Annotated in this window: 24 protein-coding genes; 23 read left to right on the forward strand and 1 reads right to left on the reverse strand. The window is 39.5% G+C overall.

Features of this window, described 5'->3' with window-relative positions:
- The first annotated feature begins 74 nt into the window (after positions 1-74).
- From fapR to ACQKN4_RS04645, 18 genes are all read left to right on the forward strand, one after another.
- Positions 75-653 carry a transcription factor FapR gene (gene fapR, locus ACQKN4_RS04560; RefSeq protein WP_079560862.1) on the forward strand — a complete coding sequence of 193 codons (579 nt, stop codon included), beginning with the start codon at positions 75-77 and terminating at the stop codon, positions 651-653.
- Positions 650-1642, forward strand: a complete 993-nt coding sequence (gene plsX, locus ACQKN4_RS04565; protein ID WP_079560431.1) for a phosphate acyltransferase PlsX — start codon at positions 650-652, stop codon at positions 1640-1642. The genes fapR and plsX overlap by 4 nt, the downstream gene beginning before the upstream one ends.
- A gap of 364 nt (positions 1643-2006) precedes the next feature.
- Positions 2007-2960, forward strand: a complete 954-nt coding sequence (fabD, locus tag ACQKN4_RS04570) for an ACP S-malonyltransferase (protein ID WP_079560432.1) — start codon at positions 2007-2009, stop codon at positions 2958-2960.
- Positions 2953-3699 (forward strand): 3-oxoacyl-[acyl-carrier-protein] reductase, encoded by a 747-nt coding sequence (gene fabG / locus ACQKN4_RS04575; RefSeq protein ID WP_079560433.1) that lies wholly within the window; start codon positions 2953-2955, stop codon positions 3697-3699. Before fabD ends, fabG begins: the two co-directional genes overlap by 8 nt.
- Positions 3700-3757: 58 nt before the next feature.
- Positions 3758-3994, forward strand: coding sequence for an acyl carrier protein (acpP, locus tag ACQKN4_RS04580; protein ID WP_024362063.1), 237 nt, complete (start codon positions 3758-3760; stop codon positions 3992-3994).
- 342 nt (positions 3995-4336) lie between these two features.
- A complete protein-coding gene (gene rnc / locus ACQKN4_RS04585) occupies positions 4337-5101 on the forward strand; it encodes a ribonuclease III (protein ID WP_079560434.1) in 765 nt (254 codons plus the stop codon).
- 3 nt (positions 5102-5104) lie between these two features.
- Positions 5105-8686, forward strand: coding sequence for a chromosome segregation protein SMC (gene smc, locus ACQKN4_RS04590; protein WP_427482550.1), 3582 nt, complete (start codon positions 5105-5107; stop codon positions 8684-8686).
- Positions 8683-9936, forward strand: a complete 1254-nt coding sequence (ftsY, locus tag ACQKN4_RS04595) for a signal recognition particle-docking protein FtsY (protein ID WP_427482552.1) — start codon at positions 8683-8685, stop codon at positions 9934-9936. Before smc ends, ftsY begins: the two co-directional genes overlap by 4 nt.
- Before the next feature lie 189 nt (positions 9937-10125).
- Entirely contained in the window at positions 10126-10461 is a 336-nt protein-coding gene (locus tag ACQKN4_RS04600; RefSeq protein WP_079560437.1) for a putative DNA-binding protein, read from the forward strand.
- A 12-nt stretch (positions 10462-10473) separates the two neighbouring features.
- The gene (gene ffh, locus ACQKN4_RS04605) at positions 10474-11832 is read left to right on the forward strand and encodes a signal recognition particle protein (RefSeq protein ID WP_079560438.1); all 1359 of its coding nucleotides are present in this window, start codon (positions 10474-10476) and stop codon (positions 11830-11832) included.
- A 94-nt stretch (positions 11833-11926) separates the two neighbouring features.
- Positions 11927-12199 (forward strand): 30S ribosomal protein S16, encoded by a 273-nt coding sequence (rpsP, locus tag ACQKN4_RS04610; RefSeq protein WP_053483320.1) that lies wholly within the window; start codon positions 11927-11929, stop codon positions 12197-12199.
- Between the two features lie 15 nt (positions 12200-12214).
- Complete coding sequence (locus ACQKN4_RS04615) at positions 12215-12448, forward strand: KH domain-containing protein (protein ID WP_004269410.1); 234 nt, start codon at positions 12215-12217, stop codon at positions 12446-12448.
- A 389-nt stretch (positions 12449-12837) separates the two neighbouring features.
- Complete coding sequence (rimM, locus tag ACQKN4_RS04620) at positions 12838-13353, forward strand: ribosome maturation factor RimM (RefSeq protein ID WP_427482554.1); 516 nt, start codon at positions 12838-12840, stop codon at positions 13351-13353.
- Complete coding sequence (gene trmD, locus ACQKN4_RS04625) at positions 13353-14090, forward strand: tRNA (guanosine(37)-N1)-methyltransferase TrmD (RefSeq protein WP_427482761.1); 738 nt, start codon at positions 13353-13355, stop codon at positions 14088-14090. Before rimM ends, trmD begins: the two co-directional genes overlap by 1 nt.
- Before the next feature lie 116 nt (positions 14091-14206).
- Positions 14207-14551, forward strand: coding sequence for a 50S ribosomal protein L19 (gene rplS, locus ACQKN4_RS04630; protein WP_079560440.1), 345 nt, complete (start codon positions 14207-14209; stop codon positions 14549-14551).
- 106 nt (positions 14552-14657) lie between these two features.
- Complete coding sequence (lepB, locus tag ACQKN4_RS04635; protein ID WP_079560441.1) at positions 14658-15227, forward strand: signal peptidase I; 570 nt, start codon at positions 14658-14660, stop codon at positions 15225-15227.
- 56 nt (positions 15228-15283) lie between these two features.
- Entirely contained in the window at positions 15284-16159 is an 876-nt protein-coding gene (gene ylqF, locus ACQKN4_RS04640; RefSeq protein ID WP_079560442.1) for a ribosome biogenesis GTPase YlqF, read from the forward strand.
- A 248-nt stretch (positions 16160-16407) separates the two neighbouring features.
- The gene (locus ACQKN4_RS04645; protein ID WP_079560443.1) at positions 16408-17166 is read left to right on the forward strand and encodes a ribonuclease HII; all 759 of its coding nucleotides are present in this window, start codon (positions 16408-16410) and stop codon (positions 17164-17166) included.
- On the opposite strand, the gene ACQKN4_RS04650 is transcribed toward ACQKN4_RS04645, so the two are convergent.
- A complete protein-coding gene (locus ACQKN4_RS04650) occupies positions 17163-17360 on the reverse strand; it encodes a hypothetical protein (RefSeq protein ID WP_427482556.1) in 198 nt (65 codons plus the stop codon). The genes ACQKN4_RS04645 and ACQKN4_RS04650 overlap by 4 nt on opposite strands.
- 258 nt (positions 17361-17618) lie before the next feature.
- Here ACQKN4_RS04650 and ACQKN4_RS04655 point away from each other — a divergent pair, with 258 nt between their 5' ends.
- From ACQKN4_RS04655 to dprA, 5 genes are all read left to right on the forward strand, one after another.
- Positions 17619-19511, forward strand: coding sequence for a hypothetical protein (locus tag ACQKN4_RS04655; protein WP_427482558.1), 1893 nt, complete (start codon positions 17619-17621; stop codon positions 19509-19511).
- On the forward strand, positions 19508-19804 hold the full coding sequence (locus ACQKN4_RS04660) for an EscU/YscU/HrcU family type III secretion system export apparatus switch protein (RefSeq protein ID WP_427482560.1): 297 nt from the start codon (positions 19508-19510) through the stop codon (positions 19802-19804). The genes ACQKN4_RS04655 and ACQKN4_RS04660 overlap by 4 nt, the downstream gene beginning before the upstream one ends.
- Positions 19805-19970: 166 nt before the next feature.
- Positions 19971-21131 (forward strand): ADP-forming succinate--CoA ligase subunit beta, encoded by a 1161-nt coding sequence (sucC, locus tag ACQKN4_RS04665; RefSeq protein ID WP_079560446.1) that lies wholly within the window; start codon positions 19971-19973, stop codon positions 21129-21131.
- A 17-nt stretch (positions 21132-21148) separates the two neighbouring features.
- The gene (gene sucD / locus ACQKN4_RS04670) at positions 21149-22051 is read left to right on the forward strand and encodes a succinate--CoA ligase subunit alpha (protein WP_079560447.1); all 903 of its coding nucleotides are present in this window, start codon (positions 21149-21151) and stop codon (positions 22049-22051) included.
- 196 nt (positions 22052-22247) lie between these two features.
- On the forward strand, positions 22248-23144 hold the full coding sequence (gene dprA / locus ACQKN4_RS04675) for a DNA-processing protein DprA (RefSeq protein ID WP_427482563.1): 897 nt from the start codon (positions 22248-22250) through the stop codon (positions 23142-23144).
- Positions 23145-23235 lie beyond the last annotated feature (91 nt).

A 23235-nucleotide genomic window follows, 5' to 3' on the forward strand; every position in this document is an offset into this window, starting at 1 on the left:
CATTCTTTTTTTATACTCTATATACTGATATTAGTACCAAGTGCTAATAACAACTAAAAAGGTGGCGAATGATGTTGAGACGAACGAAAAAAGAGCGACAGCGACTATTATCCGAAACGATAGCTGATAATCCATTCGTCACAGATGAACAGCTAGCAACACAGTTTCAGGTTAGTGTCCAAACAATTCGTTTAGATCGTATGGAGTTAGCGATTCCGGAATTACGAGAACGAATTAAAGATGTTGCTTCAAAAACCTATGAAAATGAAGTGAAATCACTACCGATTGATGAAGTAATCGGAGAAATAATTGATATTGAATTGGATAATCGTGCATTATCTATTTTTGACGTAAAAGAAGAACATGTTTTTCAGCGCAATGGCATCGCACGTGGACATCATTTGTTTGCGCAGGCAAACTCATTAGCGGTAGCAGTTATTGACGATGAACTAGCATTAACAGTACATTCTAACATTTCCTTTGTGAAACCTGTTAGAGCTGGAGATCGTGTTATTACAAAAGCAATCGTTATCGGACGTGATGAAAAAAGTCATCGTACAAAAGTAGAGTTAACGTCCACTGTTAACGGTGAAACAGTTTTTGTTGGTGAATTTGATATGTACCGCACGAAAGGTAAAGGTGAACAACAATGAAATTAGCGCTTGATGGAATGGGTGGCGACAACGCACCGAAATCAGTTGTTGAAGGTGCTTTATTAGCATTAGAGCAAATTCCGAATTTAGAAATTCAATTATATGGTCAGCAGGAAAAGCTTGAACCATTTATAAAAATACATGATCGATTAACTGTAGTACATTGTGGTGAAGTTGTCGAAGGGACAGACGATCCAGCACGCGCGGTTCGTCGTAAAAAGGATTCATCGATGGCACGAATGATGGATGCAGTTGAAGAAGGTAAGGCGGATGCTTGTCTTTCAGCTGGTAATACAGGTGCTTTAATGGCAGGAGGCTTATTTAAAGTAGGACGTATTGAAGGCATTGCTAGACCTGCTCTAGCTACTACACTTCCTACTTTAGATGGTAAGGGCTTTTTAATGCTTGATTTAGGAGCAAATGCAGACGCGCGACCGGAGCATTTATTGCAATATGCAATTATGGGCGATATTTATGCGAAAAAGGTAGGCGGCTTACAAAAGCCACGTATCGGCTTGTTAAATATCGGTACCGAGGATAAAAAAGGAAATGAATTAACGAAGGCGGCTTTTGGTTTATTAAAAGAAGCGGATTTAAACTTTATCGGCAACGTAGAAGCTCGAGATTTACTTGAAGGGGTAGCAGACGTTGTTGTAACAGATGGCTTTACAGGTAATATGGTACTTAAATCAATAGAAGGTACTGCTGGTGCGTTATTTTCAATGTTAAAAGAGGCGTTTATGGCTTCAACAAAAACAAAAATTTCGGCAGTACTTATGAAAAATAATTTACGTGACCTAAAAAACAAAATGGACTATACAGAGTATGGTGGTGCAGGCTTGTTTGGTTTACAAGCACCTGTGATTAAGGCACATGGCTCATCCAATGCTAAAGCAATATACAGTGCAATTCGCCAAGCGAATACGATGGTTGAGCATACAGTCATCTCGACAATTACAGAAACAGTACGTCACGTAGAAATCGATTAACTTTTTTTAGCAGATGTTTTTTTGTACCGAAAGCCTAGCGACAAGTACAGGTGTCCAAACACCCGCTGAAATATAGGAACTCAGTCTAAGAACGCCACGTCCTGTGGCAAAGACTAAGTGACCAACATCACGTTGGCCCAAAGCCTCCGGCGGATGTCACGGAATCGGAAAGGAGTGCTTAGAGGATGTTAGCCTAAGATCATCGCATTCATGCGATAACGGCTAACTGACCTGCATCGTAAAAACGCCACGTCCTGTGGCATTACCGAAATGACCGACATCGTGTTGGCCTTCGTGCAGGCCTGAGCTCAAAGCCGATTCCTATGCCGAGGCATAATTGATTAAAAAAGGGGATTAATGAGAAATGACGAAAATAGCATTTATTTTTCCAGGCCAAGGTTCTCAAGTAGTGGGGATGGGGCAAGAGTTTATTGAGAATTCGGCAGAAAGTAAAGCATTTTATGAGCGTGCAAATCAATCACTTGGCTTTGAGTTATCTAAGCTTATGCTAGAGGGACCGGCTGAGGAGTTAACGTTGACTTACCATGCTCAACCTGCACTCCTAACTACAGGTGTGATGGTTGCTGAAAAATTACGTGCAGCAGGTATTATGCCAAATTATACAGCTGGACATTCACTTGGGGAATATGGCGCATTAGTAATCGCTGGTGTGCTATCGTTTGAGGATGCCGTGTCTGTTGTGCATAAGCGTGGACTTTATATGAATGAAGCTGTGCCTGCAGGGCAAGGTGCTATGGCTGCCATTTTAGGGATGGAGCTTGAGGCATTGCATGCAGTAACTGAAAAAGTATCTGTAGCAGGTGATCCAGTTCAAGTTGCAAATGTAAACTGTCCTGGACAAATTGTTATTTCTGGCACAAAGGAAGGCGTTGAAAAAGCTTCTTTAGCGGCTAAGGAAGCTGGTGCAAAACGAGCAATTCCTTTAGTTGTTAGTGGTCCATTCCATTCAGAGTTAATGCGACCATCATCTGAAAAGCTGAGAGAAACGTTGGCTGATATATCATTGTCAGTTCCGCAAATTCCAGTAGTCGGTAATGTAATGGCGAAAGAGCTAGAGGATGTTCTGGCTATTCAACATGAATTAGTAGAACAAGTATATAGTGCTGTGCAATGGGAAGCATCTGTGCGTGAAATGATTTCGCAAGGTGTGGATGTCTTTATTGAATGTGGACCAGGCAAAGTATTGAGTGGATTAGTGAAAAAAATCGATCGTTCTGTCACGACATACTGTGTTTATGATGAAACATCATTAGAGGCTGTACTAGAAGCATCGAAGGAGTGGACGATTAATGCGTAAATTAGAGGGTAAAGTAGCTGTTGTAACTGGTGCTTCACGTGGAATAGGACGTGCTATTGCATTAAAGCTTGCTAATGAGGGTGCTAAAGTTGTCGTAAACTACAGCGGTTCTCAAGCAAAAGCCGAAGAAGTTGTCGCAATGATTCAAGAAAATGGTGGCGAGGCAATAGCTGTACAAGCAAGTGTTTCAAAAACAGAGGAAGTTACAGCGTTAATGGATGCAACGGTGAAAACATTCGGCTCGCTTGATATTTTAGTAAATAATGCGGGGATTACACGTGATAACTTGTTAATGCGTATGAAAGAAGATGAATGGGACGATGTGTTAGATACGAACCTAAAGGGCGTATTCCTTTGTACAAAAGCAGTAACACGTCAAATGATGAAGCAACGTGCAGGCCGTATCATTAATATTTCATCCATTGTCGGTGTAGCTGGTAATGCGGGGCAAGCTAATTACGTAGCTGCAAAAGCAGGTGTTATTGGATTAACTAAAACGACTGCTAAGGAATTAGCATCACGTAATATTTTAGTAAACGCGCTTGCACCAGGCTTTATTGAAACTGAAATGACTGATCAACTACCAGAAGATATAAAGCAAGGTATGCTTACGCAAATTCCGCTAGCGAAACTTGGGCAGCCTGAGGATATTGCGAAGGCTGTAGCTTTCCTAGCTTCAGATGATGCCAACTATATGACGGGTCAAACGTTACATATAGATGGCGGCATGGTCATGTAATTTCAATTAGTCATAAATAATGATTTTTTGTATAATCATTTGAGGGGAGGTGAATGATTTGACTACAGTATTAGAACGCGTAACAAAAGTAATCGTAGACCGTTTAGGTGTTGAGGAAAGTGAAGTTACTCTAGAAGCTTCTTTCCGTGATGATTTAGGTGCTGACTCATTAGACGTTGTTGAGCTTGTAATGGAGCTTGAAGACGAATTCGATATGGAAATTTCTGATGAAGATGCTGAAAAAATCTCAACAGTTGGTTCTGCAATTTCATACATCGAAGGTAAAATCAACTAATTCGTTTTAACTTTATAGCAGAAATTAATCACCTCTAGCGGTGTTGACATGACTGCGGTCATTTTACAATAAAAGTTTATGATTCAATAAAGTTAAAGCCTTTGGCAGAAATTACTCTTGCTTTTCTTTCATGTGAAGAGCAGAAAATGCTAAGGTGTATTTTTAAAAAAAGGGACGAAATGGTTCGTTGTGCGAACTGTGAACGTCCCTTTTTTTTATTTTGGAAAAAAATTAAATGATTAAACTTCCAAAACATTGCATTTAAGCCGAAATACTTTTGCATAAATGCCTTGAAAAAGGTACACTTAAACGGTAGAAACTATTAGGAAGGCAGATTGTTCAATGGCTATGAAAAGAAAAGGAACTATGCAGAAATCTGGCGTGCTTCCTGAAAAAGTACGCAATCAATTCGAGCTGTTACAGCATGAATTAAATATCACATTTAGTAATAAAAATTTATTGTATCAAGCATTCACGCATTCATCTTATGTGAATGAGCATCGCCGTAAATTGTTTACGGATAATGAGCGTCTTGAATTTTTAGGAGACGCAGTACTTGAACTGTCTGTTTCTAAATACCTTTTTGAGAAATACCCTAATATGAGTGAGGGTGAGTTGACGAAGCTACGAGCATCTATAGTATGTGAGCCATCACTTGTTATCTTTGCAAATGAATTAGGTTTTGGCCGCTTTGTATTACTCGGAAAAGGTGAGGAACTAACAGGTGGACGGGAACGCCCAGCGCTACTTGCAGATGTATTTGAGTCATTTGTTGGCGCCCTTTATTTAGATCAAGGCTTACAAACGGTTGTGTCCTTTTTAGAACGAATCGTATTCCCGAAAGTAGAAGTCGGTGCTTTTTCGCATGTGATGGATTTTAAAAGCCAATTGCAAGAAATGGTGCAGCAAACAAATAACGGTCTTCTTCATTATGAAATTGTTGATGAAAAGGGTCCAGCGCATAACCGTACCTTTGTATCGAGCGTACTGTTGAATGGACAGGAGCTTGGAATTGGTCGTGGGAAATCAAAAAAAGAAGCCGAGCAGCAAGCAGCGCAATGTGCAATGCGTACGATGCGTGAACGCACTGCAAAAGAGGAGGCTTAATAGATGTTCCTAAAACGACTCGAAGTGATTGGCTTTAAATCTTTTGCGGAGCGCATTGGAATTGATTTTGTACCCGGTGTTACAGCAGTGGTTGGACCAAATGGCAGTGGAAAAAGTAATGTCATCGATGCCATTCGTTGGGTACTTGGGGAGCAATCGGCAAAGTCGTTACGTGGGGCAAAGATGGAGGATGTTATTTTTGCTGGGAGTGACTCACGTAAGCCACTGAACTTTGCAGAGGTAACGCTTATTTTAGATAACACAGATGAACAGCTTGCTTTTTCATATACAGAAGTCAGCGTAACAAGACGCGTATACCGTTCAGGTGATAGTGAATATTTACTTAATAACCAGCAGTGTCGCCTGAAGGATATTACGGACTTGTTTATGGACTCGGGACTTGGGAAAGAGGCCTTCTCCATTATTTCGCAGGGCCGTGTCGATGAAATTTTAAATAGCCGACCTGATGACCGTCGTTCAATTTTTGAAGAGGCAGCTGGCGTGTTAAAGTATAAACTAAGAAAGAAGAAGGCAGAGCATAAGCTTGTTGAAACAGATGAAAATTTGTATCGTGTTTTAGATATTTTACATGAGCTAGATAGTCGTCTAGAGCCGTTAGAAATTCAGGCTTCAAGTGCAAGAGATTATGTGCAAATGTCAACAGAGTTAAAGGATTTTGATATCGCCATCCTTGTGCACGATTTAAAAAATTGTGCACAATCTTTGCATGCTCTAAAAACTGAGTACACAGAACTTTATGAAACAGAGCAAAAACAAGCTCATCATATTTCTTCGATAGAAAAGCAAACTGCCAGTATACGTAAGCTTTTAAAAGAGCTAGATGATTATTTAGATACTACTCAGGCTGAGTTTGTTAATGCAACGATGGAGGTAGAGCGTTGGGATGGTCGTAAAGCGTTAATGGCTGAAAAGCGACAAAATGCTTCTAATCAACTACTTCAATTAAATACGGCATTACAAGAAGCAAAAGATGAGGTTGAGTCTCTTATAGCTCAAGAACAAGAGAAAAAAGAGTTGTTTGGTGAAAAGCAGCAAGAGGTATCGGAGCTGAAACAAGGCATTAAGCAATTAGAACAATCTTTAAATCGCTCTGTTTCTGAAATTGAACAAGAAATTGAAGAACAAAAAAACCGATATATCGACTCCTTAAACGAAGAAGCAACGGTAAAAAATGAATTAAAAAATATTGAACAACAAATAGTGCAGCAAAAAGCGATGGCGGCACGAATGTCAGGCCAAACGGATGAAATCGGGCAAGAACTTTCGCAAGTTTTAGCGGAAAAAGAGAAGCTAGTTGTTGCGCATACTACAACAACAAGCGAATTACAGGAAAAGCTTGAGCAATATGAAGCATTGCAAATACAGCTTAAGAACGTGAATGCATCGTTTAATGAAAAGCAGGAAATGCTTTATAAAGCTTATCAGCATCAGCAACAACTTAAGGCTAGAAAAGATACGTTAGCTGAACTGGAAGCTGATTTCTCTGGGTTCTTCCATGGAGTAAAAGAAGTATTATTAGCGCGTGATAAAGGTGAATTAGCTGGGATTGAGGGAGCTGTTGCTGAGTTAATTCAAGTGGATGGGAAATATTCACAGGCTATTGAAACGGCATTGGGGGCAGCCTCTCAGCATATTGTGACAACCGATGAACGATATGCTCAACAGGCGATTCGTTGGTTAAAACAAAAGAGAGCTGGACGCGCAACATTTTTACCGAAGACAGTTATCAAGTCACGAAAAATTAATCTATCTATGATTCAGTTAGCTACTGAGCACCCAGCATTTGTTCAAATGGCTGATGCACTTGTCACGTTCGGTGAAGAGAACCGTACAATTGTCGAGAACCTCCTTGGTAATGTCATCGTTGCATCAAGTTTAGAAGGTGCAAGTCAAATTGCTCGATTATGCGGATTTAGATATCGTGTTGTAACACTTGATGGTGATATCGTCAATGCGGGCGGTTCATTAACAGGTGGTGCAACGAAGCAACAATCTTCACTTTTTACAAGGAAAGCAGAATTAGATGGTTTAATAGTAAAGCTAGAATCGTTGGAAGCAACTATTTATAGTGCTGAACAGTCTGTCTCGGATGAAAAAGAGAAGCTTGCAGTATTGCGAGACAAAGTAGAGCAATTGAAACTTGACGGTGAACAACTTCGAAAAGATGAAATGCAGCATGCGAGTCGTATTCGTGAGTTAGAGGTTGTCGAGAAAAGCTTATCTGCACGAGTATCTTTTGCTTCTAATGAAACGCAAGATGTAAAAACTCGCGAAGAAGCATTATTAGCTCAAAAGGAAGTGGCCACGGAGCGTTTAACTTCATTAGCGACAGAGCTGTTAGAAATAAATGAAACAGTGGAACAACTAAGTAAAGTGAAGCTACAAAGTGAATCGGAAAAAGATGTACTTCGTGAGCAGTCAGCAGAAAAACGCTCGCAGTTAGCGGTAATGCAGGAGCAAATGTCACAAGTGCAAATTGCTACAGCAGAGTTAGCCCTACAATTAAACAAAGCTCGTCAAAAAGTCGACAATATTTCTCAGGAAATAATCTGGCTTCAATCTGATGAATCGACAAATCTTTTAAGCGATGAAGAAGTAGATGAGCAGGTTGCTACGTGGAAAGTGAGAAGAGATTCTCTGCAGGATACTATTTCACAGAAAAAAGATGAAAAAGTAGCACAACAACAAGAGCTTACTACTTTAGAAGAACAGTTGAAAGAATTGCAACGTACGCATAAAGGTTATCTTGAGGCAATCCGTGCAAATGAATTGAAGCGAAGTCGCGTAGAATTCGAAATCAATAATTTCAATGAACAGCTAGAAGAAAATTATCAGCTAACATTTGAAGAAGCTGAAGAATTAGCTCTAGTCATTGAAGATGAAGAGCATATGCGACGTCGAGTGAAATTATTGAAGAAATCTATAGAAGAGCTAGGTCCGGTTAACTTGAGCGCCATTGAGGAGTACGATCGGGTACTTGAACGCCATTCATTTTTAACTGAGCAGCGTGAGGATTTACTTGCTGCACAGGAAACTTTACATGAGGCCATTAAAGAAATGGATGAAGAAATGACACTACGATTTAGTGAAACATTTTATGCCATTCGAGAGCAATTTAAACGTGTATTCCGTGAATTGTTTGGTGGAGGTCAGGCAGATTTAGTATTATTGGACCCTCAAAACCTGCTAGAAACAGGTATAGAAATTGTAGCTCAACCACCAGGAAAAAAACTACAAAACCTAAGCTTGCTTTCAGGTGGCGAACGTGCACTAACTGCAATCGCTTTATTATTCTCCATTCTAAATATACGACCTGTACCTTTCTGTATTCTCGATGAGGTAGAGGCGGCTTTAGATGAGGCAAATGTCGTTCGATATAGCCAATATTTGAAGAAATTTAGCCGTAATACGCAATTTATTGTAATCACACATCGTAAAGGAACGATGGAGGGAGCAGATGTGCTGTATGGTATTACAATGCAGGAATCTGGTGTATCTAAACTTGTTTCAGTAAAATTAGAAGATGAACCCGTACTTGCGGAGCAAAGGAGCGAACAAGCATGAGTTTTTTTAAACGTTTAAAAGATAAATTGGTAGGCAACCCAGTCGAAGAAGAAAAAGTAAAAGAGATTACTGAAGAAGAAGTTGCTGAACAGAAGCAAGACGAAGCAACTGAGCCTGCTCAAATTGAAGCAACAATAGAGGAAGTTGAAAAAGTCGAGGAAGTTTCTGTAACAGAAAGCTCAATTGAAACAGAAATTCCTGAAGAAATTGACCAAGAACAACTTGAGCAACAAGAAGTACAAGAGGTCGCGCTAATGGAAGAACCAGTAGAGGAGAAAAAGCCTTCTGCATGGTCTATTACACAAAAGTTCAAGGCTGGACTGGAAAAAACGCGTAATTCATTTACTTCAAAAGTGAATGATCTAGTTGCTCGTTATCGAAAAGTAGACGAAGATTTCTTTGAAGAATTAGAAGACTTATTATTACAGGCGGACGTTGGCTTTGAAACAGTAATGGAGCTAATGGATAAATTACGCTTCGAGGTTCAGCGTAAAAATATTAAAGATACAAACGGAATTCAAACGATTATTTCTGAAAAGCTTGTGGAAATTTATGAGCAAGGAGAAGAAGATTTAATCGAACTTAATATGCAACCTGAAGGGGAGCTTACTGTCATTTTATTCGTTGGGGTAAATGGTGTTGGGAAAACGACTACTATCGGTAAACTTGCCCATCGTCTAAAATCACAAGGTAAAACAGTTGTTTTAGCGGCAGGTGATACATTCCGTGCTGGTGCCATCGACCAATTACAAGTTTGGGGAGACCGTGTTGGCTGTGAAGTGATTAAACAATCGGAAGGCTCAGATCCAGCAGCGGTTATGTACGATGCTATTCGTGCAGCGAAAAACCGTAAAGCAGATGTGTTGATTTGTGATACAGCAGGGCGCCTGCAAAATAAAGTGAACTTAATGAATGAGCTTGAGAAAGTTCATCGAGTAATCTCTCGAGAGATACCGAATGCTCCGCATGAAGTACTATTAGCATTAGATGCAACGACAGGTCAAAATGCACTTGTTCAAGCACAAACATTTAAGGAAGCTACAAATGTAACAGGAATCGTTTTAACAAAGCTTGACGGCACTGCTAAAGGTGGTATTGTCCTTGCTATTCGAAATAAATTACACATTCCTGTGAAGTTTGTAGGTCTTGGTGAAAAGATGGATGATTTACAACCATTCGATGCAGAACGCTATGTGTATGGTTTATTTGCGGATGGTTTAGATAAAGAATTACAAAATAATGAGGATTAACAAATAATTGTTAATTGAAGCGCTCGTCTGTGCAGGGGAATCGCGTTGTTTAAAAGGGAAATACTGGCTATAGGTGAAAAACGCCTAAAAAGCGGTTAATTAAGGCTTTTAGACAAGGAGATTACCTTGACACAGACGGGCGCTTTTCGATATGATACAAATGACTAATAACGGGAGGAGAAACATTCGATGCTACTTGAAAAAACAACACGCATGAACTTTCTCTTCGACTTTTATCAAGCATTATTAACAGATAAGCAACGAAGTTATATGGAGCTATATTATTTAGATGATCACTCGCTTGGAGAAATCGCTGAATCGTATGGAGTTTCCCGCCAAGCTGTTTATGATAATATTCGTCGAACAGAAGCGATGCTTGAAGAATATGAAGAAAAACTATGTTTATTGGAAAAATTTCAACAACGTACACAAATGCTTGCGCAGCTTACAACAGGGATTACAGAACAAAGTATGACAGGTGAAGAGCAGTTGGCGCTTATAGAACAGTTGAAAGAATGGGATTAGGAGGCGAAAGCAATGGCTTTTGAAGGATTAGCGGAACGACTCCAAGGAACGATCCAAAAGATTAAAGGTAAAGGTAAAGTATCGGAACAAGACGTTAAAGAAATGATGCGAGAAGTCCGATTTGCTTTAATCGAGGCGGATGTTAACTTAAAAGTTGTCAAAGAATTCGTTAAAAAGGTCAGTGAACGTGCTGTCGGCGTGGATGTTATGCAAAGCTTAACGCCAGGTCAGCAAGTTATTAAAATTGTACAAGAGGAATTAACAGAATTAATGGGTGGCGAGCAAAGCCCAATCAAATTTAATACAAAGCCACCGACAGTTATTATGATGGTCGGCTTACAAGGTGCGGGGAAAACGACTACTACTGGTAAATTGGCAAATGTGTTACGTAAAAAATATAATCGTAAGCCATTGCTAGTTGCTGCTGACGTTTATCGTCCAGCGGCTGTTCAACAGCTACAAACATTAGGAAAGCAGTTATCCCTACCTGTTTTTGCGTTAGGAACTGATGTATCTCCAGTAGAAATCGCACGACAGGCAATTGAGTTGGCCAAAGAAGAACATCATGATGTTGTGATAATCGATACAGCAGGGCGCTTGCATATTGATGAAGAATTAATGCAAGAGTTAAAAGATATTCGTGCGTTAAAAGAGCCGGATGAAGTGTTCCTAGTTGTAGATGCTATGACAGGTCAGGATGCTGTAAACGTGGCAGAAAGTTTTAATGAAGCAATCGGTATTACAGGGGTTGTTTTAACAAAGCTTGATGGTGATACACGTGGTGGTGCGGCGTTATCAATTCGTTCCGTTTCGCAGAAGCCGATTAAGTTTGTCGGTATGGGTGAGAAGATGGATGCGCTAGAACCTTTCCATCCAGAGCGTATGGCGTCTCGTATATTAGGTATGGGTGACGTTTTATCGCTTATTGAAAAGGCTCAGGCAAATGTTGATGAAGCTAAGGCTAAAGAACTAGAGGAAAAATTTAAAACTCAGAGCTTTACATTCGATGATTTTGTTGAGCAATTGCAGCAAGTAAAGAAAATGGGTCCACTTGAGGATATTTTAAAAATGTTACCAGGTGCCGGCAAAATCAAAGGTTTAGACAATGTTAAAGTTGATGATAAGCAAATGGGCCGCGTAGAAGCGATTATTTATTCGATGACACCTGCTGAAAAGACGAATCCGGAAATCATTAACGGTAGCCGTAAAAAGCGCATAGCGAAGGGTTCTGGGACATCAATTCAAGAAGTAAATCGTTTAATAAAGCAATTTGATGAAATGAAAAAAATGATGAAGCAAATGACAGGCATGGCAAGTGGCAAAGGAAAGAAAAAGATGAAACTACCAGGCTTTGATTCATTGTTTAAATAATAATTTTTAGGTGTTAAGAAAAAACACTTTACAAACAACCTAAACATTGATAATATACTATCTTGTGTGAAACTTATTCGGAGGTGCTATTAAAATGGCAGTTAAAATTCGCTTAAAACGTATGGGAGCTAAAAAATCTCCTTTCTATCGTATCGTAGTTGCAGACGCTCGTTCACCACGTGACGGTCGTTCAATCGAAACAGTTGGTACTTACAACCCACTAACTCAACCAGCTACTGTAAACATCGATGAAGAGAAAGCTCTTAAATGGTTAACTGACGGTGCAAAACCATCAGATACAGTGCGTAACTTGTTCTCAGAACAAGGAATCATGGAAAAATTCCATAACCAAAAATTCAGTAAATAATCGGGGGCGACGTCTTTGAAGCAGCTGATTGAAGCAATCGTTTTACCGTTAGTCGATTATCCAGAAGAAGTTCGTATTGAGACGGATGAAAATGCAAATCGAATTGTTTATAAACTTTTTGTTCATCCAGAGGATCGAGGGAAAGTCATAGGCAAGCAAGGGCGAGTAGCGAAAGCAATTCGTACAATTGTTTATTCAGCGGCGGGTAGTCACCATCAAAAAAAGACCTACGTCGATATATTGGATTGATAGAAAAGATTTTCACGCTCTTTTACATGCAACAAGCACTGGAGAGTCCTGATAGGTATGTTTACATGCACTTAGGAATTCGAAGTGGCTTTGAGGTAAAGCGGAAAATCTGGACTACAAAGGAAGGAGCTTGCCGGTTCCTTCCTTTTTTCATTATCATCATTACTTTGAGAAGTAATTGAACATAATGACATTAAGGGACTTCTTAGCTATAACATCGTCCGCCAAAAGTTAATCTGCTACTTTAGGTGAAAGTGAGAGAAGGTTACTTTTGTTCTGGCTAGCTAGTAGCTTGACGGGGATAGGCATGTTTAGCAATTGTGTACTGTGCGAAAGAGAAGTGACAGCACAATTATGTCAAGGCGAAATTCATACGAGGTGAGATTTGAATGGAATGGTTTAATGTAGGTCGTATTGTCAATACACACGGTATTCGCGGTGAGGTGCGTGTGTTATCAACAACAGACTTTGAAGATGAGCGCTTCGCAGTAGGAAATAAGCTTGCGGCGTTTAAAAAAGACGATAAAAAGCCAACATGGGTAACGATTGAATCAATGCGTCGTCATAAAAACTTCATTTTATTAACTTTTGAAGGCATGAACAACATTAACATTGTTGAAACTTTTAAAGAAGGAATGCTTAAAATTACGAAGGATCAAATGACAGATGAATTATTAAAGGAAAATGAATATTTCTTCCATGAAATAATTGGCTGTACAATTGTATCTGAAGAAGGCGAAACGATCGGAGTAGTAGCCGATATTCTTCAAACAGGAGCAAATGATGTATGGGTAGTCAAGGGTAATAAAAAAGAGCATTACATCCCATATATCGAAGACATCGTCAAGGAAATTGATGTGGATGAGAAGAAAATTGTGATCCATGTAATGGAAGGCTTGTTATGATGAATATCAATGTGTTAAGTCTATTTCCTGATATGTTTACAGGCGTTTTTGGTGCATCCATATTAAAGAAAGCACAGGAAAAAGGTGCTGTAAAGCTAGAAGTAACTGATATCCGTGGGTTTTCGGGTAACAAGCATAATCAAGTAGATGATTATCCGTATGGCGGTGGTGCGGGCATGGTATTAAAACCAGAGCCGATGTTTAGCGCTGTCGAGTCTATTACAGAAGGAAGAAATCCTCGTATCATTTTGATGTGTCCACAAGGTGAGCGTTTTACTCAAAAAAAGGCAGAAGAGCTAGCGCAAGAACAAGAACTAGTATTTTTATGTGGTCATTATGAAGGTTATGATGAACGCATTCGCCAACATCTTGTTACAGACGAGATTTCAATTGGAGATTTCGTATTAACTGGTGGCGAACTAGGGGCTATGACGGTTATAGATAGCGTTGTACGACTTCTGCCGGGGGTTTTAGGACAAGAGGATTCCCACATACAAGATTCGTTCTCAACAGGCCTTCTAGAGCACCCACATTATACACGACCTGCTGATTTTCGCGGAATGAAAGTCCCTGATATTTTACTATCAGGCAATCACGCGAAGATTGAGCAATGGCGTGAAGAAGAATCTTTGAAAAGAACGTTCGAACGTCGTCCGGATTTACTCGAGAATTATCCGTTAACAGATAAGCAAAAATTGTATTTAGAAAAACTTAAAAACAATAATAAAGATGCTTGATTGCTATCTATATTTATGATAACATCTAATCTGTACTTCTATGTGGAGTACTGAATTACGGTGTTCCGCTGTGGCATAGATTGCGTGCAAGAGCATCTGTCTAAGGAGAGAAAACAATGTCAAACATTATTACAGAAATTACTAAAGCTCAGCTTCGCACGGATCTACCATCTTTCCGTCCAGGTGATACTGTTAAGGTACACGTGAAAGTAGTAGAGGGTACACGTGAACGTGTCCAAGTATACGAAGGTGTAGTAATTAAACGTCGTGGTGGCGGTATTAGCGAAACTTTCACAGTTCGTAAAATTTCTTATGGTGTAGGTGTTGAACGTACATTCCCTGTACACACACCAAAAATCGCTAACTTAGAAGTTGTACGTCGTGGTAAAGTACGTCGTGCTAAACTTTACTACCTACGTAACCTACGTGGTAAAGCTGCTCGTATTAAAGAAATTCGATAATTATGACTTAAAAGTGAGGGGCTTGTACAACAAGCCCCTTTTCTTTTTGCTTGTCATCTTAAATAGCTATCAACTAAAATGAGGTTAGACAAGGGGGCAATTCTCGATGGAAAAACAGGTTAAGGAAAAGAATGAGCTATGGGAATGGACTAAGGCACTTCTAATTGCATTTGCGATTGCAGCGATTATTCGTTATTTTTTATTTACACCTATTGCAGTAGATGGAGAGTCCATGATGCCAACCCTTGAAGATGGCGATCGTATGATTGTGAATAAAATTGGTTATAAAATAGGTGAACCAAAACGCTTTGATATTGTTGTATTCCACGCTCCTGAAAAGAAGAACTATATTAAACGTGTTATTGGGCTACCAGGAGATACTTTGGAATATAAAAATGATCAATTATACATTAACGGCGAACCGATAGACGAACCTTATTTAGATGCTTACAAATCAGAAATTACAGAAGGTACTTTAACAGAGGATTTTAAGTTAAACGACATTGATGTAAACCTAAAAGGAGATGTAATTCCAGAAGGTTATGTTTTCGTTATGGGAGATAATCGTCGATACAGTAAGGATAGTCGTCATATAGGACTTGTCGATCAGAAAGAGATTATTGGTAATACAAGTCTTATTTTCTGGCCGTTTAGTGATATTAAAATTGTAAAGTAATTCTTGAAAGGGAGGGCTAAGTACTCCCTTTTTCTTTTAGTTTAGGAGGTATAGATATGACTATACAATGGTTTCCAGGGCATATGGCAAAGGCCCGCAGAGAAGTAACAGAAAAATTAAAGCTCGTTGATATTATTTTTGAATTAATAGATGCACGTTTACCTCTATCTTCCCGAAATCCGATGATAGACGAAGTGATCAATCAAAAACCACGTCTTCTTATTTTAAATAAATCAGATATGGCAGATGAGCATGAAACACGTAAGTGGGTAGAGTACTTTGCGCAACGTGGTCATAAGGCGGTAGCAATTAATTCTCTTGAAGGCAAAGGGTTACAGCAGGTGACAAAGGCTGCTCAAGAAATATTGAAAGAAAAATTTGACCGTATGAAGTCACGTGGCATGAAGCCGAGAGCTATTCGCGCAATGATTGTTGGAATTCCTAACGTAGGGAAATCGACGCTAATTAATCGTCTTGCAAAGAAAAATATAGCCAAAACAGGTAATACGCCTGGGGTAACTAAGGCTCAGCAATGGATAAAGGTTGGGAAGGAGCTTGAATTACTCGATACGCCAGGTATTTTATGGCCGAAATTTGAAGATCAAGAAGTAGGCTACAAATTAGCCTTAACAGGTGCTATAAAGGATACGATAACGAATATGGAGGATTTAGCAGTATATGGTCTACGCTTTTTATCCGTTCATTATCCAGCACGAATGGAAGAGCGCTATGGCTTCCAGTTTGTACATGAAGATTTAGTTGAGACTTTCGACCATATCGGTAAACTTCGTCGTGTGTTCGGTCCTGGTGGAGAAATCGATTATGATCAAGTAGCTCAACTAATCGTTCGAGATATTCGTGGTCAACAATTAGGCAAACTAACATTTGACTTTGTTCACGAACAACTTGAAAAAGAAACAGAGCAGCAATAAAGAAAACTGTCATACTCACGTCATAAATCGTGAGCGTGACAGTTTTTCTTTTAGGAATACTTCTTCTTGCCGATAAATGATATAGAGCGTGAAAAAGAAGTTATAATTATTTTGGGATTAGCGTCCTTCTGAAATGAATGTGCATTCAAGTACATATTGTGGAACACGCCAAAATGTTTAGACGAGCCCTTAGCCCGAAAGAAATAAGATTAACGTTTAACTGTAAGAACCAAAAAGGGAGTAAATAGATGAAAACGATTAAAGAAATTACAGCAGCTTTGAAGGAAGCGGAGGAATGGCAAGACTGGATGTCCGGTGTAGAGACAGACGAGCGTGCCGGTGTGCAAAAGGCTTGGCTAAGCTGGAAAAAGCGTCAAGATAAAAAACAACAGCTACTACAGGAACATCAAGCAAAGGTCGATTTCGATCAAAGCTACGGAGGAGAAGATGCCTTCATTGCAGGGGTAGATGAAGCAGGACGTGGACCGTTGGCAGGACCAGTAGTAACAGCTGCTGTTATTTTACCTGCAAACTGTGAAGCGCTAGTCGGATTAAATGATTCAAAGCAATTATCAAAAGATAAACGCAGTGCCTATGCTGCTTTAATAAAGGAGCATGCATTAAGTTATTTTATCCATTTCCAATCAGCGCAACAAATTGATGAATTAAATATTTACGAAGCGACGAAGCAATCGATGAAGACAAGCGTAGAATCGTTATCTATGAAACCTAATTATGTGCTAGTAGATGCTATGACGCTACCAATTTCTATTCCGCAGGATTCAATCATTAAAGGAGATGCGAAAAGCTTAGCTATTGCAGCAGCGTCGATATTGGCAAAAACGGCTCGAGATGATTATATGGATCAACTGGATGAGGATTTCCCTATGTATGGTTTTGCTCAGCATGCGGGGTATGGGACAAAGCAGCATTTAATAGCACTGGAAGAATACGGTCCGACTATTCATCATCGCAAATCATTTGAGCCAATTAAGTCAATGCTTTAACTTCTTTCAGCAGATGTCCAAACATTCGCTAAAGTAGAGGAACTCAGTCTAAGAACGCCACGTCCTGTGGCATTACCGAAATGACCGACATCGTGTCGGCCCTCGTGTTGTTGCTGTCGCTGCGCTGTCGCACAGACAAAAACATGTTGCTGACGCTGCGCTTTCGCACAAAAAACATCTGCAGGCCTAAGCACAAAGCCAATTCCGAACGCAATTATGCCGAGGCATAATTGATAGTATTTTAAAAACATAATAGCATTCAGAAAAAGGCACATCACCAAAAATGATATTTGCTAAAACGATCATGTGCATAAGTTGATTGGAGCTCCGACTGGACGCCCCAGGCAAAGCGTCCAGTCGGAGCAGAAATCAACCCCACGCTATAAAATGATAAGCTAAATAAAAATAGAAGCCAATTACGCCAAGGAGTAATTGATGAAAGGAGTATGTATATGACAGCCACATCTTTTAATCCGATTCAAATGCAACAAGCTGCTATAACCTCTGCTAATCAACCACTTACTTTAAAACAAGGACAAATATTTCAAGGAACAATCAAACAATTATATCCAGATCAAATGGCAGAAATACAGGTTGGTCAACAAAAGTTTATTGCAAAACTCGAAGTGCCGCTAAAAGCAGGTGATGCGCATTTCTTTCAAGTAACTGGTACAAGCCCACAAACCGAACTAAAAGTTGTTACGGGTCCTATGGCGCAAACGGCTTCCCAAAGTCAACAGATTAATCAGTTACTTGAATCAATGAATTTACCTAAAACAGCTGAATCACAGCAGCTTCTAGCTCATTTTATGAAGGCGCAGCTACCGATTTCAAAAGAGCAGCTAATGCAGGCAGAAATGTGGTTAAAGGCATTGCCGGAGGGCGTAGCAAAAATGGATGCCCTGCAAGCCATTCAAAAAATGGTAGAGTTTAAAATGCCAATGACAAATGATGTTTTTCAAGCTCTTCTAAGTGGACAAAAAACTGCAGGCATGGTTTCCATAATGGAAAACTTTACACAGCTTTTAACGAAGGATATAGCTTTATCAGAAAACCTTAAGCAAAATCTAATGCAACAACTACAAGCAATTGCAAAGCCTTTTGAAGTAGAAACAGGTAGTTTAGTCCTTGCTAAGTCCATACAAATATTAACTAATAGTGCGGCTTCTATGAGTGAAAAGATTCAAGCTATGAATAGTTTAAAAGAGGCGGGGATACTACCTCAGCAGGCAACCTTGCAAAATTGGTCCAGCCTTAGCGATGTAAAGCCGATACAGTCAAATCAGCTGCAACAGGCTGGAGAAGTTATTCAAACAATTTTAACGACAAAATCTGACAACATTCATCATCTTGTTGATCAGCTTAGATCATGGACAATGAATCAAAGCTTGTTAACTAATGAACAAAAGCAATCATTAAATGAACTTATCGATCGATTTAAACAGCTACCAGCAACTAAACAAACGCTAGAGATTTTTGCAAAACAAATGCAAGAACACCTTATAAAGGCGTTTTCAGAAAATTCTTCGGCGCGTTTATTTACACAAGACGCGAATGCTCTTTCAGTGAAAGACCATTTATTATCGCTTTTAAAGCATGAAGCAACTACTCCGCTACAAAACGAAGCATTTATGCGAAATCTCATGAGAAATAGTGTTGAATCCCCGCAAGCAATGATTCAGCAAATTGTTACACAAGCGGATGCTCATGTACAAAATTCTATGGACAGTAAAGCAATGGAACATGCGCTTAAAACGGTATTAAAAAATCTAGGAGTTAGCTATGAAGCGACTCTTAGTAATAAGTCAGCCGATTTACAGCAGATTGCACATCAATTAAAACCGCAATTACATACATTATTGCAGGAAGCGCATGTTACTCCGCAGCTGAAGGAAGCTGCAGAAATGTTAATGGCACGTATGAATGGTATGCAGCTAGCATCAGGAGAAAATGGCCATCAGCATCAGCTTATTATGCAAGTGCCATTAGAATTTTTCGGCAAGAAAATGGATGCAACATTACAGTGGAATGGACGCATGAAGGAAGACGGTAAAATTGATGCCAATTACGCACGCATATTATTTTATTTACAAATGGAATCTATGAAAGAAACGGTTATTGATATGCAAGTCCAAAACCGTGTCGTTTCTGTGACAGTATTTAATGAAAATAATGATATTATTCCGCTTGCCGAACCACTAAAAGCAGCGTTAAAAATAGGATTAGCTGAAAAAGAGTATCAACTTTCAGGCGTTTTTATTAAACAATTTGAGAAAGCCCAACCAGAAAAAAAACCTGTAGTAGAACAGCAGGAGGAACATAGTGGGGTGGATTTTCGCATATGAGTGAAGAAAAATTTGCTCGAAAAGAGGCTATCGCCCTCACGTATAAGTTAGGCCGTTTTGATAGTCCAACGGTAGTAGCAAAAGGAAAAGGGAAAGTAGCAGAAAATATATTAGCGCGTGCGAATGAGCATGATGTCCCGATATATGAGGATCCTAACCTCGTTCAATTACTCGGACAATTAGATTTAAATGAGTCAATTCCTGAAGAATTATACGAAGCCGTCGCTGAGGTTTTTGCATTTATTTATCGTTTAGATCAACAACATGCGCAAAAATATAGAAAAAATAGATAATTCTGATTTTCGGAAATATCTGTTTTAGTACACGAAGTAGAAAAAACCGTCATATTTTTATGTAAAAAATGAATAAAAGACAAGGTATAGACTTTATCAGAATCTTTCGTTAGAATAGATTATGTTAGTAAAACAATTTTGCAAATGTTTGATGGGAGGATGTATTATGAATATCCATGAATATCAAGGGAAAGAGATTCTTAGAAAATATGGTGTAGCTGTACCAAACGGAAAAGTTGCTTTTTCCCCTGATGAAGCTGTGAAAGTAGCGAAGGAACTTGGCTCTAATGTGACTGTAGTCAAGGCGCAAATTCATGCAGGTGGACGCGGGAAAGCAGGGGGCGTGAAAATCGCTAAAAACCTTGACGAGGTGCGTACATATGCAAAAGAATTACTAGGTAAAATTTTAGTAACTCATCAAACAGGTCCTGAAGGAAAAGAAGTAAAACGCTTATATATTGAAGAGGGTTCTGATATTCAAAAAGAATACTATTTAAGTTTAGTATTAGACCGCGCAACATCCCGTGTAACAGTGATGGGATCTGAAGAGGGCGGCATGGATATTGAGGAAGTAGCGGAATCACATCCGGAAAAAATCTTCAAAGAAGTTGTGGATCCTGTTGTAGGGTTAACAGGTTTCCAGGCACGTCGCATGGCGTTCAATATGAATATTCCAGCTAACCTAATAGGGAAAGCTGTTAAATTAATGTTAGGCTTGTATCAAGCGTTTATCGACAAGGATGCTTCTATTGTAGAAATTAATCCACTTGTTATAACTGGACAAGGAGAAGTTCAAGCATTAGATGCTAAATTTAATTTCGATGCAAATGCGTTGTATCGTCATAAAGATATTGTCGAATTACGTGATTTTGATGAAGAAGATCCAAAGGAAATCGAAGCATCAAAATATGACCTTAGCTATATTTCATTAGAAGGCAACATTGGCTGTATGGTTAATGGAGCTGGTCTTGCAATGGCTACAATGGACACAATTAGTTATTACGGCGGAAGCCCTGCTAACTTCTTAGACGTAGGTGGCGGTGCAACGGCTGAAAAAGTAACAGAAGCTTTCAAAATTATCCTTTCTGATCCACATGTAAAAGGTATCTTTGTAAACATTTTTGGCGGAATTATGAAGTGTGACATTATCGCTGAGGGTGTTGTAGCAGCTGCCAAAGAACTTGGCTTAACTGTGCCGTTAGTTGTACGTTTAGAAGGTACAAATGTAGAGCTTGGAAAAGAGATTTTAAATGCATCTGGTTTAAACATCGTTGCAGCGGATTCAATGGCTGACGGTGCACAAAAAATTGTGGGACTAGTAGGCTAAGGAAGGCAGGGAGAACAATGGCTGTATTTATTGATAAAGATACGAAGGTAATTGTGCAAGGGATTACGGGAGAAACAGCGCTTTTCCATACGAAGCAAATGCTTGAGTATGGTACTAAAATTGTAGCTGGTGTAACGCCGGGTAAAGGCGGTCTTGAAATCGAAGGAGTGCCTGTATTTAACACTGTAGCGGAAGCTGTAGCTGCAACAGGTGCAACAACTTCAGTTATTTATGTACCTGCTCCATTCGCGGCAGATGCTATTTTAGAGGCTGTTGATGCTGAATTAGAATTAACGATCTGTATAACTGAGCATATTCCTGTACTTGATATGGTTAAGGTAAAACGTTATATGGGAGGTAAAAAGACTCGTCTAGTCGGTCCTAACTGTCCTGGTGTTATTACAGCGGATGAATGTAAGATTGGTATTATGCCTGGTTACATCCATACAAAAGGGCATGTAGGAGTAGTTTCACGCTCTGGTACATTAACATATGAAGCGGTACACCAGTTAACACAAGCTGGTATCGGTCAAACTACAGCTGTAGGGATCGGTGGAGACCCTGTCAATGGTACGAACTTTATCGATGTTTTGGAAGCGTTTAACAACGATCCAGAAACATATGCAGTTGTGATGATTGGCGAAATTGGAGGGACAGCTGAAGAAGAAGCAGCTGAATGGATTAAAGCGAATATGACGAAACCTGTCGTTGGCTTTATCGGTGGACAAACAGCTCCTCCAGGTAAACGTATGGGTCACGCAGGTGCTATTATCTCAGGTGGTAAAGGAACAGCAGCTGAGAAAATTAAGGCTATGAATGCTGCTGGTATTGAAGTAGCAGAAACGCCATCTGTCATTGGCGACACGCTTATTAAAGTAATCAAAGAAAAAGGGCTATACGAAAAGTGTAAAACCCATTAAAATGGAAGATGTAGCACATTGTGGCTACATCTTTTTCTTTAACTTCTTTCAGCGGGTGTCCAAACACCTGCTGAAAGAAGTTAAAGCTTCCGGCGGATGTCATGGACTCTGCTGAATATGCTTGCTTCTAACTTCCTACTTACTTTTTTGAAAATGCGGTCATTTAATTTCTTCTATTATAAAAGGAGGCTCTTAAATGATTTTTTCAGTTGATACACAAAGATTGCTAGCTTTACATTATATATACCCATTACCACTTCAAAAACTTCAGCGATTATTGTCCCCGGTGGATATACTAAGTTATTTTGAGGAAGTGCACCCCTACGAGATTGCAAAAACACTGCAAATATCATCGAGTAGAGCTTTGGAGATATCCAGGGGTTTTCGACAAAATATGACATTGTCGTTTGCAGAAGCTTATGAAAGGGCCAATATTTCCCCGATACCTTTTCATCATCCTTTTTACCCGGCGCAATTATTTGAAATATCCAGCCCACCTACTGTATTGTATGTGAAAGGTCGGTATTCGCTATTGACGAAAGAAAAACAAGTAGCCATTATAGGTTCTAGAAAGGCTACATCATATACAAAAACTGCGATGGACCTAATCGTGCCACCTCTTGTTGAACACGGATATACAGTTGTAAGCGGGCTTGCAAGAGGGGCAGATACGATCGCTCATGAGACAACTATAAAAGTTGGCGGTTCCACAATTGCAGTGCTTGGTCACGGGTTTAATTATATATACCCTAAGGAAAACCAGTCTCTCTCTGAGCATATGGCGGAGCATCAGTTACTTGTCACAGAGTATCCTCCATATATGAAACCTGAGAAATGGCATTTTCCAATGCGCAACCGAATCATAAGTGGATTGTCCAAAGCTATAGTTGTTACGGAAGCGGCATTAAGAAGTGGCACGCTTATTACAACGGACAATGCATTAGAGCAAGGAAAAGATGTATTTGTTGTACCGGGTCCAATTAATGCAGAGCAGTCAAAGGGCACAAATAAACTACTATTAGAAGGAGCTATTCCAGTGTGTAATGGTCACGAAATCGTTGAAACACTTACGCTCTTTTCTAACAAAAATTGAAAAAAAGTTGCATTATCTTAAAATCTGTTATACATTTTGCAACAGGTAACTTAAAAAATTAGCAATAGACCTCGCTAAGGGGGAGACATAG

Origin of the sequence: Lysinibacillus sp. NPDC093692 (genome assembly GCF_050280125.1) — a bacterium.
Taxonomy (GTDB): domain Bacteria; phylum Bacillota; class Bacilli; order Bacillales_A; family Planococcaceae; genus Lysinibacillus.